The following is a 13,829-nucleotide window of genomic DNA, read 5'->3' on the forward strand; positions in this document are numbered from 1 at the left end:
CTTTCCACAGGTCAGCACGCCCGGCGATACTTACCGGACACGGCCTAAGCCGGCTCCACCGGCACCCCGTCCACCTCCGGCAGGCACAGCTGCACCCACATGACATCCCGCCAGGCCCCGTGCTTGTACCCGATCCGCCGATAGGTCCCCACCGGCTCGAATCCCATCGCGCTGTGCAATCCGGCGCTCGCGTCATTCGGCAGCACCATTCCCGCGCAGAAGTTCCGGAAGCCACGCGACGCCAGCTTGTCCAGCAGCGCTTGATAGAGCGCGCGCCCGCCACCGGTCCGCCGTCGGCCGAGCTCCAGATAGATACTGACCTCGCAAGACCAGCGATAGGAAGGTCGGCCGCTGAACGGGCCTCCGTAGGCGTAGCCGGTGACGCGGCCTTCGTCGTCTTCAAGCACGAGCCAGGCATGCGATCGCTGCGCCTTGGCGATGCGCTCGGCCATCTCGTCCGGTTTGGGCGGCTCGGTCTCGAACGAGATCACCGTGTCGGTGACATACGGCGCGTAGATCTCCGCGCACGCCGTCGCGTCGGCTTCCGTCGCTTCCCTGATCACCATGGCAACCATAGTAACCGAGGCTGCCACTATAGTGAGCAGCATGTCGGATCCCTTGTCCGCGTCGCTCGCCGCGACGCTCCAGTCCGCGAGACTCGACCAGAATCTTTCGGCCAACGCCCTCGCCGAGTCCTCGGGGGTGTCCAGGGCGATGATCGGCAAGATCGAACGCGGCGAGGCGCAGCCGACGGCCGTCCTGCTCAGCAGGCTCTCCGCCGCCCTCGGGATGACGTTGTCCGAGTTGATCGCGCGCGCCGAACACGGTGACCGCAGGCTGGTGCGCGCGGCCGATCAGCCGACCTGGACCGACCCGGACACCGGCTATGTGCGCCGCGCGGTGTCGCCTTCGCTCGGCGGGCCGCTCGAACTGGTCGAGGTCGCGCTGCCCGCAGGCGCCGAGGTCGCCTTCCCTGCCCACACCTATGCGCTGACCCACCACCAGATCTGGGTGCTGGACGGGCATTTGCGGTTCCGCGAGGGCGACGTCGAGCACGAACTCGACGCGGGAGACTGCCTTCAGCTCGGCAGTCCGCAGCAGTGCGCCTACGTCAACCCGACCGGGGAGCCGGTCCGATATCTGGTCGCGCTCGCCCGGCGGCACGCCTGATACTCGGGTGATGGCGCATCGGGCCCTCGCGTACGTCGCGGCGAAAGCACGCGGCGGGTTCGAGGCCGGGCTGCCGGTGACCCTGCACTTCCATCCGGACAGTTCCACAGTGGACGGACGCCCGCTGCTGGCAGCGATGGCGGCGGACGGGTTCTACCGCAACCAGTTCGAGACCGGGACGAGCAACGGAGGGCTGACCGCGTATCCCGGCGGAGATCGCTGGCAGTGGGAGAGCCGGATGTTCGGCGGTGCCTACGACGACGCGCCGCCCGCCGAACGGCCGAAGTACGGCGCCTTGAACTTCCGTCGCCGCGCGGCCGGCGGCGCGCCGAGATTCGGCTCGGCCCATTTCCGGATGGCCGCGCACACCGTGGACAGGACGACGTTCTGTTACCCGGACAGCGTGCTGTCGCCCCGAGATTTCGGCCACGGCACCAGGGTTTCCGCGCTGATCACCTTGGCGGAGCAAGACGACACCGATCTTCTCGACGACTACATCGAAGCGCACGTCCACGGCCCCGTCGACCTCGCGACGGATGTCCAAGCGCTCGTCCTCGACCCGAGTCACCGCGGCACCGACGTCGAGAAGGCCGCGTCACGACTCGGCTGCCCGGTCGAATGGCATCCGGGTTTCCGCCTGTCGACCGAAGAACTCGAACGGCACCCCGGCTACCGCGGTGCCGAATTCGTCGAACTCGGCCTGACACTGGCCGAGGACGGCTATCTCGATCCACGTGTCCTCGGCGAAGCCCACCACCTCGACCAGCAGGCCCTCAAACGCGTCTGGCACTACGTCGCACGCTTCGGGGCACTACCGTGAAGAGCATGTACTCCACGGAGATCGAGGTGCGCACCGGCAGCGTGGCCGTGGTGCACGACCTGACCAAGGACGCCGAGACGTTCCTGCGCGACGCGGACGCCGAGGACGGGATCCTGCACGTCTTCGTCCCGCATGCGACGTCCGGGCTGGCGATCCTCGAGACCGGCGCGGGCAGCGACGAAGACCTGCTGGCGGCACTCGACGACCTGCTCCCCCGCGACGGCCGCTGGCGGCACCAGCACGGCAGTCCCGGTCACGGCCGTGACCACGTCCTGCCCGCGCTGCTGCCGCCGTATGCGACGATCCCGGTGCTCGGCGGCGTGCTGACGCTGGGCACCTGGCAGTCGGTCTGCCTAGTGGACACCAACCTGGACAACCCGGTCCGGCGAGTCCGCTTCAGTCTTCTGGAGGGCTGACCGGCCCGGCCACAGCGCGAACAGCAACCCCGCCGCGAGCAGTCCGGCGAGCACCCACCCCCCGGTCGCGACGTCCGGCGCGCCGGGCACGCCCTGCAGCAGGCTCCGGAGGCCTTCGGCGGAGAACCGGAACGGCGTCCACGACCACAGCACCGCGCGATACGCGGGGTTCAGCAGTTCCGGCACCTGACCCGCGACGGCGGGCGCGACCAGGTACAGCGGGCCGAGGATCGCCATCGCCCGCACGCCGAGCAGGCGCAGCAGGCCGGTCTGCACAGCGGCGAAGGCGGTCGAGGCCAGGAAAAGGAAGCCGAGGACGTCCCAGCCCAGCGGGAGCGAGGAGTCCCACAGCTTCAGGAATCCGGCCAGCACACCGGTGACCAGCACACCTGCCGAAACGATCTGTGTGAAGCGCGCGGCGACTCCCGCGTTCCGGCCGATCCGCCGTCCGGCCAGGATCAGCACGGCGCCGGCGGCCAGGCAGCCGACCCAAGCCAGCGCGCTCAGCGCGAGCGGTGCGACCCGGCCAGCCGCACTGGCGGGATGCAGCGTTTCGACCTTGGGTGTCCCGCCCAGTGCTTGCGCGGCACCGGTCAGCACCTGTTGCGCGATCTGCGTTCCGGACGGGTTCACCGCCCCGGAGACGACGACCGTCGACGGAAGTTCGAGGACTCCGTAGACCTCCTTGTCCTCCAACAGTTTCCGGCCTTCCCCAAGAGAGGTCACCCGCCACGAGACCTGCCCTCCGCCATGGGACGCGATCCCCTTCGCGGCCGCCTGGAGCGGCCCCGGGGGCGCGGCCACGGCGATGGGGAGGCCGTCGGGTGCGACGGTGGCCTGCGCGCCGAAGGTGAGAAAGCCGAGTACGGCGGCGATCAGCGCACCGGCCACCGCGGCGAGTAAGGCGAACGCCCCGGCGGGGCGATGGCTCTGGGTCGGCATGGCCGTCCTCCCATTTATTCATCTTACGTTGAATTATTCGCCAAGGTAGGCGCCCGTGCCAAAGAAGTCAACAGACGTTGAATAAGCTCACCGGTACCGTCGACCGCGTGACTACTCCGCACCGGCTCGTGCTGTGGGACATCGACCAGACCCTCGTGGATCTGCGCGGCATCGGCGCCGCCTGGTACACGACCGCGCTCGCCGAGGTCGCGGGCGTCGAACTGCGGGCGCTGCCGAATTTCGGCGGCCGCACCGAACGCGCCATCAGCGCGGACATCCTGACCTCGCACGGCGTCGAGCCCACTGAGGAGAACGTGCGCAAGCTCTGGCTCGCGCTGATCGCGGTCTCCGAAAGCCACGCCCCGACGCTGTCCTCCAGCGGCCGGGCGCTTCCGGGCGCCAAAGACGCGCTGAACGCCTTCGCCACGCACGGCGGCGTCGTCCAGACACTGGTCACCGGGAACCTGCCGGAGATCTCCGTGCACAAGCTGACCGCGTTCGACCTGCACGAGCACGTGGACTTCGAGATCGGTGGCTATGGCTCGCTCTCGGCACACCGGCCCGATCTGGTGCCCGCCGCCGTCGGCCACGCTTCGGCGAAACACGGCACCGAGTTCGCGCCGGCGTCGGTCGTCGTCATCGGCGACACCCCGGACGACGTGCGGGCCGCGCTCGACAACGGCGCCGTCGCGGTGGCCGTGGCGACGGGGCAGTTCAGCGCCGAGGAACTGGCAGGCGCGGGCGCGCACACCGTGCTCGAAGACCTGTCCGACCTGCCAGCGGTGCGTGCGGCCGTCCTCGGGCGCGCCGACTAAACTCGGTCCATGGCATACCCAGGCGGCAACGGCTGGCCGGAGCAACCACAGCAGCCCGATCAGCGGCAAACCCCGCAGCATGGGTACCTGCCCCAGTACGCCCAGGATCCCCAGCAGCAGTACCAGGGTTATCAGCAGCAGGGTTTCCAGCAGTTCCCGCAGCAGGCCTACCAGGGTTTCTCTCCCGAACCGCCGAAGAAGGGCAAGAAAGGCCTGTGGATCGGCCTTGGCGCGCTCGTCGTGGTCATCGCCGTCGGCGCCACGCTGTTCTTCGTCCTGCGTGACGGCGAAGATCCGCGGCCCGAGCCCACTCCACCACCCGCGGCCGCGTCCGCGTCGAACCCTCCGCCGACATCCCGGGGCGGCGACGCCCCGGAGGACAACAAGGTCCCGTCCAAGACGTTGGGCTGGCAAGGAATCGTCTCCAGACAGGACAAGACGGCGTACGACCTGCCCCCCACGGGCTGGGAGACCAAGCCGGGATACGTCACCGGGAACACCGAGCGCGAGTTCAAGATGGTGATCCGCGAGGCGATGAGATACAAACTCGGCGCCTGCCCCGACATCAGCGGTTCGCACCGGGGAATGGTCGGCTTCGCCACCGCGGATCAGATCCCCGTCGAGAACGCCGCCAGAGGCGCGGTCCGGCTCTGGATCCAGTCCGCCACCGGCAAGGCCGACGTGCCGCTCCCCGAAATCAAGCAGATCCCCATCGCCGGCGGCACGATCCAGGCACTCAGTTCCTCCGCCTCGTTCACCCCGAGCGAAGGCGAAGGCTGCCGGGCGCCGACCGTGAAGGTCACGTCGGCGGCCTTCAAGATCGGTGAGCAGACCGTCTGCTTCGTGATGGTCCTCGATCAGGGCACCCCGGACGCCCTGTCCGAAGCGGACGCGCAAACGATCCTCGCCAGTTTGAGGCCGCAGCAATGACCGGCCCCGGTGGGCCCCTCGACGAACCTCGGCCGTGGTTCGTCGATCCGCTCACCGGGCAGCCGCTCGAAACCGAAGCCGAACGGACGGCGCCGCTTCCGGTCATCCGGGACAACGCGCCGCCGCGCCGCCGCCTCCGCCTCAGGCCGGTGCTGGGCGTTCTCGGCCTTGCCGTCGTCATCGCCGTCGGCACCACCGCCACCTACCAGGCCAAGACCGCGACGCCGCCGCCGTCCGTCCATGATCTCGTCCTGCCCGATCCGGTGGGGCCCACCCGGATCAAGCCGGTGATCGCGGGCTGGCAACCCGTGCGGTCCGACGATCACCCGCTCGTCTACGACGTCCCGCCGGACTGGAAGATCGAAGAGCCCGACGTCGCCGTCGGATACGAGACACCGGCAGGCGACCTTGTCACCCTGCAGGGTGTCGCCCGGTACCGCCGCGACTTCTGCCCCGCCGCCGGACTCTCGGCGCGGGCGATGGCGGGGTTCACCACCATCGACGAGGGCGAGGTCGGCGGCATCGCCCAGGCGGCCGAGGAAACGACCCTGCGGTGGGCCGAAGCGGCGTACGGGCGGTCCACGAAGGCCGAAGTCGGCAAGGCCGGGCCGGTGCCGCTCCTCGACGGCGGCACGACCGCCAACTCCGTGACCACCACCGTCGTCCCCGCCGCGGACGGACCCTGCCCCGCCCCCTCGGTCGCGATCACCGCGATCGCCCTCCCGCTGGACGCTCTGCCCGGTTCCGGCCGCTACCACGTCCTCCTGGTGCTGGCGGACCAGGAGATCTCCGGCCAGGTGGCCAGGGACGTCGTCCTCAAGATGGGTGAGAGCATCCGTCGCGAGTAGCACTCCCCTAAGGGAAATATGGGTCCCCTGCCGGATGTGGCCGACGGGCCCCCGCACTTACCTTGATTTCCATGCCAACAGGGGGAAGCGGGACGGCCGCGCCGGGCCGGACACACAAGATCGCCACGGTGCTGAGGCACCGGCTGCCTTTCACCACCCTCGTCACGGTGACCATGCTCGCGCTCGCCTTGGCCACGGGCGCGCTCTGGTCGGCCGCCGAGGATCGCGCGGTGTATCCGTACATCGCGTATGGGCTGCCGTCGCTCGAAGCGGGCCGATGGTGGACCTTGCTGACCGGACCGCTGTTCGCGGTCGTCCCGCTGTACTACCTGCCGATGGTGCTCAGCTTCGCGTTGTTCGCCGGGTTCGCGGAATGGCGGCTCGGCACGCGGCGGGCGATGGCCGTCGCCATCGGCGGCCAGTTCGTCAGTGTGCTGGTGGCGGTGCAGTTCCTCGCGTTGAGCCGTAACTCCGGCTGGGAATGGGCGGAACGGGTCGCGGGCAGCCTCGACGTCGGGTTCTCCGGTGGCGCGCTCGCCGCGGTCGCGGTCGCCAGCGCCACCCTGCGCCCGCCGTGGCGGCTACGGTTGCGCGCCGGATTGTGCGTCTACGCCGGGATCGCGATCATCTTCGTCGGCACACTCGCCGACCTCGTGCACTTCTTCGCGCTCGTCCTCGCGCTGCCGTTCGGGCGCAGGTTCCTCGGTACCAAGGACGCCTCGCGCGAACGGAGGCCGAGCCTGCGCGAGTGGCGGTTCTACGTCGTGGCCGGGCTGCTGGTGCTGACCGTCGCCGAACTGGTGATGTCCTTCGTGCCGGGTAACGGCCCCTTCGGTTCGTCCGAAGAGCTTTCGCTGTCCACGTGGGAAGTCATCATCCTGTGCGTGATCGTCGTGCCGATCATGAACGGCCTGCGCAAGGGGAGCCAGGTCGCCTGGTGGTGCGCGATGATCCTGACGTCGTTCGTCATCCTGCAGGTGATGGTCTACGGCGGGGTGCTCACGCTGGCGGAGATCTTCGGCGAAGACGCCGGCCTGCTGGATCCGCCGCTGTTCTTCGTGGACAACCTGCTGTGGACGGTCGAATTCGCGCTGTTGATCTCCGCGCGAGGCGCCTTCCGGGTTCCGTCGCGGCGGAAGCGCCGTCGCCTCGGCCGGATGGGCAACCCCGCGCTGGCCCGCACGCTGCTCAGCCGTCACGGCGGAAGCACGCTTTCGTGGATGACGACCTGGCCGCAGAACTCGTACTTCGTGGCCGCGGACGGCAAGTCCTACCTCGCCTACCGGCGGCACGCCGGGGTCGCCATCGCCCTCGGCGACCCGATCGCCCCGGACGGCGCCGCCGACCGGACGATCGCCGAGTTCATCACCATGTGCGAGAACACCGGTCTCGTGCCGTGCCTGTTCTCCGCCACCGGCGACACCACCGCCAAGACCGAAGAGCTCGGCTGGAAGCAGGTCCAGGTCGCCGAGGACACCCTGATCGAACTGGAAACGCTGGAGTTCCGCGGAAAGCGCTGGCAGGACGTGCGGACCGCGCTCAACCGCGCCAAGAAGGACGGCATCGAGTTCCGGCTCGTCCGGCTCGCCGATCAGCCGCGCGCGGTGATCTCGCAGGTGCGCGCGATCTCCGAGGAGTGGATCAGCGACAAGGGCATGCCGGAAATGGGCTTCACCCTCGGCGGGGTCGACGAGGCGATGGACCCCGAGACCCGCGTGGGTCTCGCGGTGGACGCGGACGGCGTCGTCCACGGCGTGACGTCGTGGCTGCCGGTGCACACCGGCGCGGGCGCGATCGGCGGCTGGACGCTCGACGTCATGCGCAAACGCGCCGACGGATTCCGCCCGTCGATGGAGTTCCTGATCGCGTCGTCGTGCTTGGCCTTCCGTGAGGAAGGCGCGAAGTTCGTTTCGCTGTCCGGCGCCCCGTTGGCGAGCTCCGGCGAACCCGCGCACGCCGTCGAGCGGGTGCTCGACGCGCTCGGCACGATGATGGAACCGTTCTACGGCTTCCGTTCACTGCACGCGTTCAAGGCGAAGTTCCAGCCGCGCCACGTCCCGCTGTACCTCGCGTTCCGCGACGAGGCGGATCTGCCGCGGATCGGGATCGCGCTCGGCCGGGCGTACCTGCCGAACACGGGACTGCTGCGGCTGGCGAAGCTCGCGCGCTCCGGCAAGAAGCCTCAGCGCCTGCTCGCGAACCCACAGCCGCGAACGACTTCTTCGCTGGCTTCACGGTAGAAGAGGCCTTAGCGGACTGGACCCTTCTTGAGGGCAAGGCAAACGTGGCGTGAGCGAGTCGATGGTGGGAGTGGGGTCACCAAGGAGCCCGGCGCGCCCTTGATCGTCCACAAGGGACGCCGACCAGGCAACGATGTCCATTTTGGGCACTTTGCGCGGGAGTCGTGAGTGGCAATGAGCGTTCTAACCCGAATCGCCACTCACGACCCCCACGCAAAACCGTGCATATGGGCATCAACCAGACATTTCACCACTCGACAGTGTCCCTTGTGGACACCTAAGGCGCGGCCGGCTCCCGGCTCAGCCGGCAAGTTCAGCGCAACGTCGAAGGCGGCGGCGTGATGGTCTTGCGGTCGGCCTCCGGGACACCCCGGTAGGTCTTGAGGATCTTCAGGATCTGCTCGCGGTCCGCACCACCCGGCGTGTCCTGGCCCGAATAGACGGCCAGGGCCGCCGAGGCTTCGCCCAGCTCCGGCGCGAGCACGCCGACCAGGGCTCGCCGCGCGCCACAGGGTCCGGGCGGGGTGACGACCTCCGCGAGGACGATGCTCGCGGGAACCTTCTTGCCGGTACCGAGCGTGAACTCGGCCGGCTGGGCCGGTTCCTTCGTGATCTTGGCCGTCAGCGGACCGTTCTCCGGGTTGTAGGCGCTGACAGCGAGGTCGTCGATCGCCTTCTGCGCCGCGGCGGAAGGTTCGGAGACCTTCACGTTCGTCACGCCGCTGCCACCGATCCTGCTCTCCTTGTCCTGCGGGCAGTAGCCGTCGCCGACGAAGGCACTGGCGACCATGCGGATGCCCGGGACCTGGGTGCCCTTCTCCCAGCCGTGGATCGTGCCGGGTTTCGGCGTCCAGTTCGGCGGGACGTCGTAGGCGTAGACGCCGTCCTTCCCGGCAACCGACTGCCAGCCGTCGGTCACCGGCGGCGCGACGACCTGGGGTGAAGGCGTGTAGACGATCGGGGTCCGGCTGGTCGGCGTACTGCTCGACGACCGGTCCGAACCGTTGTTCGCGAGCGTCGCGACCGCGATGACACCGAGCGTCGCGAAGAAGCCGTACATGGCCCTGCGCCCGCTTCGTGACATCGGCTGCTTCGCGGGCTGCGGCTCCGGTTCGACAGGAGCGGCCAGTTCCGGAACCGGCGGCGTGTAGCCGGACGAGTCCGAGGGCTGGTAGCCCCCGAACCCGTCCAGCGCCGCGTTGTCCTCGTAGCCCGGCGAATCCCCGCGCTTCTTGCCGAACAAGCCCATTACGAACGGACGAGCTTGACCAGGTGCTCCACGACCGCGTCCACGGCGATCTCTTCACGGTCGCCGGTGCGGCGGTCCTTGACCTCGACGACACCGTTCGCCAGCCCGCGCCCGACCACCAGGATGGTCGGCACGCCGACGAGTTCGGCGTCCGCGAACTTCACACCGGGACTGGCCTTGCGGTCGTCGAGGACGACCTCGACGCCGGCGGCGTCCAGTTCGGCCGCGAGCTTCTCCGCGCCCGCGGTGACCGTCTCGTCCTTGCCCGCGATGACGATGTGGACGTCGAACGGCGAGACCTCGCGCGGCCAGATGATGCCGAGGTCGTCGTAGTTCTGCTCGGCGAGCACGCCGACGAGGCGGGAGACGCCCACGCCGTACGAGCCCATGGTGATGCGGATGGGCTTGGAGTCCGGGCCCAGCGCATCGAGTTCGAACGCGTCCGCGTACTTGCGGCCGAGCTGGAAGATGTGCCCGATCTCGATACCGCGCGCGGCGACCAGGGTGCCCTTGCCGTCGGGCGACGCGTCGCCTTCACGGACCTCGGCGGCCTCGATCGTGCCGTCGCCGGTGAAATCGCGGCCCGCGACCAAGTCGACCACGTGGTGATCGCGCTCGTCGGCGCCGGTGACCCAGGCGGTGCCGTCGACGACGCGCGGGTCGAGCAGGTAGCGGACGCCGTTGTCCTTCAGCGCCTTCGGGCCGATGTAGCCCTTGACGAGGAAGGGGTTCTTGGCGAAGTCGGCCTCAGTGAGCAGTTCGAACTCGGCGGGCTCGAGCGACGCTTCGAGGCGCTTCGTGTCGACCTCTCGGTCGCCGGGGAGGCCGATGGCCAGCAGCTCCCACTCCTTCGCGCCCGGCTGGCGGGTCTTCACCAGGACGTTCTTGAGCGTGTCCGCGGCGGTGAAGGTGCGGCCGAGGTCGGCGTTGTTCAAGAACGTGACGAGCGACTCGATGGTCGGGGTGTCCGGCGTGTGGTGGACCTTCGCCGCGGGCAGGCCTTCGACCGGCTTCGCCTCGGGAGCGGGCGTGGTGACCGCTTCGACGTTGGCCGCGTAACCCGATTCGGTGCTGCGGACGTAGGTGTCCTCACCCGTCGCGGCGACGGCGAGGAACTCCTCGGAGGCCGAGCCGCCCATCGCGCCGGAGGTCGCCTTCACGACGACGTACTCGATGCCGAGACGGTCGAACAGCTTCGTGTACGCCTGGCGGTGCAGCTCGTACGACTTCGTCAGGCCCTCGTCGTCGAGGTCGAAGGAGTAGGAGTCCTTCATGACGAACTCGCGGCCGCGCAGGATGCCGGCACGGGGACGCGCCTCGTCGCGGTACTTGGTCTGGATTTGGTACAGGACGACGGGGTAGTCCTTGTAGGAGTTGTATTCACCCTTCACGGTGAGCGCGAAGAGCTCTTCGTGCGTCGGGCCGAGGAGATAGTCGGCGCCCTTGCGGTCCTTGAGGCGGAAGAGGGCGTCGCCGTACTCGGTCCAACGGCCGGTGGCCTCGTAAGGCTCCTTCGGCAGCAGCGCGGGGAACTGGATCTCCTGCGCGCCGATGGCGTTCATCTCTTCACGGACGACGTTCTCGATGCGGCGCAGCACCCGCAGGCCCAGCGGCAGCCAGGAGTAGCCGCCCGGGGCGACCCGGCGGACGTAGCCGGCGCGTACCAGGAGCCGGTGGCTCGGTACCTCGGCGTCCGCCGGATCCTCACGCAGGGTGCGAAGGAACAACGACGACATCCTGGTGATCACTTCTGGGCTCCTCGCTGGAATTACGTGCTGAGACGTTCTGCGCAGCGTAGTCACCCCGCCCTGGGACGGTTCAACCGGTTATCGCGGGCGCCCGGTTCTGTCGGTGGTCTCCGCTAGCTTGCCGCCATGGGTATCGAGCTGGGCATGATCACGATCGACTGCGCGGATCCGCGCGGGCTCGCGGCGTTCTGGACGAAGGCGCTCGGCGTGGAGGTGGATCAGGACTACGACGGCGAGTTCCTGATCCTGCACCCCAAGGTGGAGAACGGGCCCGTGCTCGCGTTCCAGCGCGTGCCGGAGCCGCGGGCGGGCAAGAACCGGGTCCATCTGGACTTCGGTACGGACGACATGGAGAAGGAGGTGGACCGCCTGACCGGACTAGGTGCGAAGGAGCTGGACAAGAAGGAGATGCCGGGCCTCGCCTGGACGGTGCTGGCCGATCCCGTCGGCAACGAATTCTGCGTGGCCACCCACGAGGGCTGACGCAGGCCGCGATGGTCAGAATGGCGGCATGACGGAGCGAGCCATCCTGCCCTGGACCGACATCGAGCTGCCCGAAGGTCTGAGCGCGCGGTTCTACGACGGTACGGGCCCGCTGCCGGACGAAGGCCTCGATGACGTCGAGGTGTACGTGCTGCCGTACGACACCGGCATGGAGCCGGTGAAGCTGATCGCCGGGCTTCCGTCGCTGAAGCTCGTGCAGTCGCTGTCGGCCGGGGTGGAGAAGCTGATCCCGCTGGTGCCGGCGGGGGTGCGGCTCGCCAACGGCCGCGGTCTGCACGACCTCAGCGTGGCCGAGCACACGCTGGCGCTGATCCACGCGTCGCAGCGTGATCTGCCGCGCTGGTTCACGCAGCAGGCGACGGCGTCGTGGGAGCGCGAACACACGCGCTCGCTGGCCGACAGCCGGGTGCTGCTGGTCGGGTACGGCTCGATCGGCCAGGCCATCGAGCGACAGTTGCTCGCGGCCGAAGCGGTCGTGACCAGGGTGGCGAGCACGGCCCGGCCGGCGGAGCAGGTGCGCGGCGTCGGCGAACTGGCGGGGCTACTGCCGTCCGCCGACATCGTGGTCCTGATCCTGCCCGAAACACCCGCGACGATGGGCATGTTCGGCGCCGCGGAACTCGCCGCGCTGCCGGACGGCGCCCTGGTGGTGAACGTCGGGAGGGGCTCGGCGATCGACACCGAGGCGCTCACCGCCGAGACCGTCTCCGGACGCTTGCGTGCCGCGCTGGACGTCGTCGACCCCGAGCCGCTGCCCGCCGGGCATTCACTGTGGACCGCGCCGGGAGTGATCATCACGCCGCATATCGCGGGCGGGTCCGCGTCGTTCTACCCGCGTGCGAAGCGGCTGGTCGCCGAGCAGTTGCGCCGGTACGCCGCCGGCGAAGAGCCACTGAATCTCGTTAGCGGTAAGGACGGTTAGGGCCAAGGGTGCCTCAGGTACGTACTGCCGGTGCGCGTGTGGCGGTTTCGCGTGACTGAACGGACGGCACACCTGTCAGGAGGGACGACACGCGTGATCGGGCGGACGGCTCGTGGCGGAACCCGGCCGCGGTCGTGTCGTCCGTCCAGTCACGCGTGTCGTCCGCCGGATCACGCGTGTCGTCCGTTCAGTCACGTGACATCGCCGGTACTGGACCTCGTGAGTGACTAGACGTCGCGAAAGTGGCTTTCGCGACACACGTCGGCACGAACCGGGCGAGCCGCTGCTACTGCCAGTGCGTCCGGTATGCGAGCCAGTCACGCATCGCCGCGGCGAGACGGCGCTGCGCCGCGCGGACCCCTGTCGTCGCGGGCGGTTCCGGTAGCCGGCTCGCTCGTTCGGCGTGCCCCGCCAGGGCGACGCCGAACGCGGTGACCGCCCAGACCGGGACGCCGGTGAGCACGGGGCGCCGCCGGAGCAGGCGGTCGACGTCGGCGGGCTCGTGTCCGGCGTCGAGCAGATACGGGACGAGCGCGACCAGATCGAGCCAGCCCGCACCCCTCGCCGGGTAACGCCAATTGGTGACGAGCACCCTGCCCGATCCGGTCCGCACCAGGCACTCGGGCTGGATGTCGTTGTGCAGCAACGTGTCCCCTGCCGACCAGGGATGCCAGGACGTCTCCAGCTGGACGAGCCTGTCGAGGTTGCGGACGGCCCAGCCGTCGAGGTCGTCCGGCGGTTCCTTCGCCAGTTCGTGCCAGCCGCGCAGGAGCGGGCCGAGATCGTCGAGCGCGTCCGGGACGTCGGGCAGCGGGCACGGCGTGAGCGTGCGCCCGAGCGTGCCGAAGGTGGCCAGGACAGCGGAGAGGTCCGGCGACCCCGGGCGCAGATTCGGCCTGGTGCCGTCGAAGTCGGCGAACGCGAGCACCAGCCAGTTACCGTCCACAAAGGACAGCAGTTTCGGCGCGGGTGCTTCCGCGGGGAGCCGCCGCGCGATGTCGGCCTCCGTGCGGTAGCCACCCGCTCGTGGGCTGTCGGCAGGGATCGCCTTCAAGAAGACCCAGCGATGACCGCGTTCGAGTTCGAGCCTCGCGGCGACACCGCCGTCGAATTCCGGGGTCTGCCACAACGAACGGCGCACCGCCGAACCGAGCTCACGCTCCACGGCGTCACGCGTCGCCGACGGCAGGTCATGCCAGCCGAGGCGTGCGGAAACCGGCAACGC

14 protein-coding genes are annotated in these 13,829 nt (G+C 69.2%); 9 read left to right on the plus strand and 5 right to left on the minus strand.

The window, feature by feature from the left end; genetic code table 11:
- Positions 1 to 44 precede the first annotated feature (44 nt).
- Entirely contained in the window at positions 45 to 575 is a 531-nt protein-coding gene (locus DL991_RS23085; RefSeq protein ID WP_125786924.1) for a GNAT family N-acetyltransferase, read from the minus strand.
- Between the two features lie 31 nt (positions 576 to 606).
- Here DL991_RS23085 and DL991_RS23090 point away from each other — a divergent pair, with 31 nt between their 5' ends.
- The 3 genes from DL991_RS23090 to DL991_RS23100 are packed head-to-tail and all read left to right on the plus strand — an operon-like array spanning position 607 to position 2,406.
- Positions 607 to 1,170: an XRE family transcriptional regulator gene (locus DL991_RS23090; protein ID WP_125786429.1), complete on the plus strand. Its 564-nt coding sequence runs from the start codon at positions 607 to 609 to the stop codon at positions 1,168 to 1,170.
- Positions 1,171 to 1,180: 10 nt separating this feature from the next.
- Positions 1,181 to 1,990, plus strand: a complete 810-nt coding sequence (locus DL991_RS23095; RefSeq protein WP_199754038.1) for a DUF3626 domain-containing protein — start codon at positions 1,181 to 1,183, stop codon at positions 1,988 to 1,990.
- Between the two features lie 5 nt (positions 1,991 to 1,995).
- Positions 1,996 to 2,406: a secondary thiamine-phosphate synthase enzyme YjbQ gene (locus DL991_RS23100; protein WP_125786430.1), complete on the plus strand. Its 411-nt coding sequence runs from the start codon at positions 1,996 to 1,998 to the stop codon at positions 2,404 to 2,406.
- On the opposite strand, the gene DL991_RS23105 is transcribed toward DL991_RS23100, so the two are convergent.
- Entirely contained in the window at positions 2,344 to 3,348 is a 1,005-nt protein-coding gene (locus tag DL991_RS23105; RefSeq protein WP_125786431.1) for an ABC transporter permease, read from the minus strand. The two genes, DL991_RS23100 and DL991_RS23105, sit on opposite strands and share 63 nt — an antisense overlap.
- A gap of 128 nt (positions 3,349 to 3,476) precedes the next feature.
- Between DL991_RS23105 and DL991_RS23110 the strand changes: the two genes are divergently transcribed.
- The 4 genes from DL991_RS23110 (at position 3,477) to DL991_RS23125 (ending at position 8,181) form a co-directional block, all read left to right on the plus strand.
- A complete protein-coding gene (locus DL991_RS23110) occupies positions 3,477 to 4,163 on the plus strand; it encodes an HAD hydrolase-like protein (RefSeq protein ID WP_125786926.1) in 687 nt (228 codons plus the stop codon).
- 9 nt (positions 4,164 to 4,172) lie between these two features.
- Positions 4,173 to 5,093 (plus strand): hypothetical protein, encoded by a 921-nt coding sequence (locus tag DL991_RS23115; RefSeq protein ID WP_125786432.1) that lies wholly within the window; start codon positions 4,173 to 4,175, stop codon positions 5,091 to 5,093.
- Positions 5,090 to 5,941 carry a hypothetical protein gene (locus DL991_RS23120; protein WP_125786433.1) on the plus strand — a complete coding sequence of 284 codons (852 nt, stop codon included), beginning with the start codon at positions 5,090 to 5,092 and terminating at the stop codon, positions 5,939 to 5,941. Before DL991_RS23115 ends, DL991_RS23120 begins: the two co-directional genes overlap by 4 nt.
- Before the next feature lie 71 nt (positions 5,942 to 6,012).
- Entirely contained in the window at positions 6,013 to 8,181 is a 2,169-nt protein-coding gene (locus DL991_RS23125; RefSeq protein ID WP_125786434.1) for a bifunctional lysylphosphatidylglycerol flippase/synthetase MprF, read from the plus strand.
- 313 nt (positions 8,182 to 8,494) lie between these two features.
- Here DL991_RS23125 and DL991_RS23130 read toward each other — a convergent pair whose 3' ends face one another.
- Together DL991_RS23130 and DL991_RS23135 are read right to left on the minus strand one after the other, a co-directional pair.
- On the minus strand, positions 8,495 to 9,430 hold the full coding sequence (locus tag DL991_RS23130) for a hypothetical protein (protein ID WP_125786435.1): 936 nt from the start codon (positions 9,428 to 9,430) through the stop codon (positions 8,495 to 8,497).
- Positions 9,430 to 11,178 (minus strand): proline--tRNA ligase, encoded by a 1,749-nt coding sequence (locus tag DL991_RS23135; RefSeq protein ID WP_125786436.1) that lies wholly within the window; start codon positions 11,176 to 11,178, stop codon positions 9,430 to 9,432. Before DL991_RS23135 ends, DL991_RS23130 begins: the two co-directional genes overlap by 1 nt.
- A 126-nt stretch (positions 11,179 to 11,304) precedes the next feature.
- Here DL991_RS23135 and DL991_RS23140 point away from each other — a divergent pair, with 126 nt between their 5' ends.
- Positions 11,305 to 11,661, plus strand: a complete 357-nt coding sequence (locus DL991_RS23140; RefSeq protein WP_125786437.1) for a VOC family protein — start codon at positions 11,305 to 11,307, stop codon at positions 11,659 to 11,661.
- Between the two features lie 28 nt (positions 11,662 to 11,689).
- Positions 11,690 to 12,604, plus strand: coding sequence for a 2-hydroxyacid dehydrogenase (locus tag DL991_RS23145; RefSeq protein WP_125786438.1), 915 nt, complete (start codon positions 11,690 to 11,692; stop codon positions 12,602 to 12,604).
- Positions 12,605 to 12,890: 286 nt separating this feature from the next.
- Here the strand turns inward: DL991_RS23145 and DL991_RS23150 are convergent, their stop codons facing one another.
- Positions 12,891 to 13,826 carry an aminoglycoside phosphotransferase gene (locus tag DL991_RS23150; protein ID WP_125786439.1) on the minus strand — a complete coding sequence of 312 codons (936 nt, stop codon included), beginning with the start codon at positions 13,824 to 13,826 and terminating at the stop codon, positions 12,891 to 12,893.
- Positions 13,827 to 13,829: the final 3 nt, after the last annotated feature.

Origin of the sequence: Amycolatopsis sp. WAC 01375 (genome assembly GCF_003947325.1) — a bacterium.
Classification (GTDB): Bacteria; Actinomycetota; Actinomycetes; order Mycobacteriales; family Pseudonocardiaceae; genus Amycolatopsis.

Bases quoted from the DNA above. Each gene is read 5' to 3' on its own strand.
- DL991_RS23105 (WP_125786431.1), bottom strand. From the start codon at position 3,348: ATGCCGACCCAGAGCCATCGCCCCGCCGGGGCGTTCGCCTTACTCGCC.
- DL991_RS23100 (WP_125786430.1), top strand. From the start codon at position 1,996: ATGTACTCCACGGAGATCGAGGTGCGCACCGGCAGCGTGGCCGTGGTG.
- DL991_RS23095 (WP_199754038.1), top strand. From the start codon at position 1,181: ATGGCGCATCGGGCCCTCGCGTACGTCGCGGCGAAAGCACGCGGCGGG.
- DL991_RS23115 (WP_125786432.1), top strand. From the start codon at position 4,173: ATGGCATACCCAGGCGGCAACGGCTGGCCGGAGCAACCACAGCAGCCC.
- DL991_RS23120 (WP_125786433.1), top strand. From the start codon at position 5,090: ATGACCGGCCCCGGTGGGCCCCTCGACGAACCTCGGCCGTGGTTCGTC.
- DL991_RS23140 (WP_125786437.1), top strand. From the start codon at position 11,305: ATGGGTATCGAGCTGGGCATGATCACGATCGACTGCGCGGATCCGCGC.
- DL991_RS23085 (WP_125786924.1), bottom strand. From the start codon at position 575: ATGGTTGCCATGGTGATCAGGGAAGCGACGGAAGCCGACGCGACGGCG.
- DL991_RS23130 (WP_125786435.1), bottom strand. From the start codon at position 9,430: ATGGGCTTGTTCGGCAAGAAGCGCGGGGATTCGCCGGGCTACGAGGAC.
- DL991_RS23090 (WP_125786429.1), top strand. From the start codon at position 607: ATGTCGGATCCCTTGTCCGCGTCGCTCGCCGCGACGCTCCAGTCCGCG.
- DL991_RS23145 (WP_125786438.1), top strand. From the start codon at position 11,690: ATGACGGAGCGAGCCATCCTGCCCTGGACCGACATCGAGCTGCCCGAA.
- DL991_RS23125 (WP_125786434.1), top strand. From the start codon at position 6,013: ATGCCAACAGGGGGAAGCGGGACGGCCGCGCCGGGCCGGACACACAAG.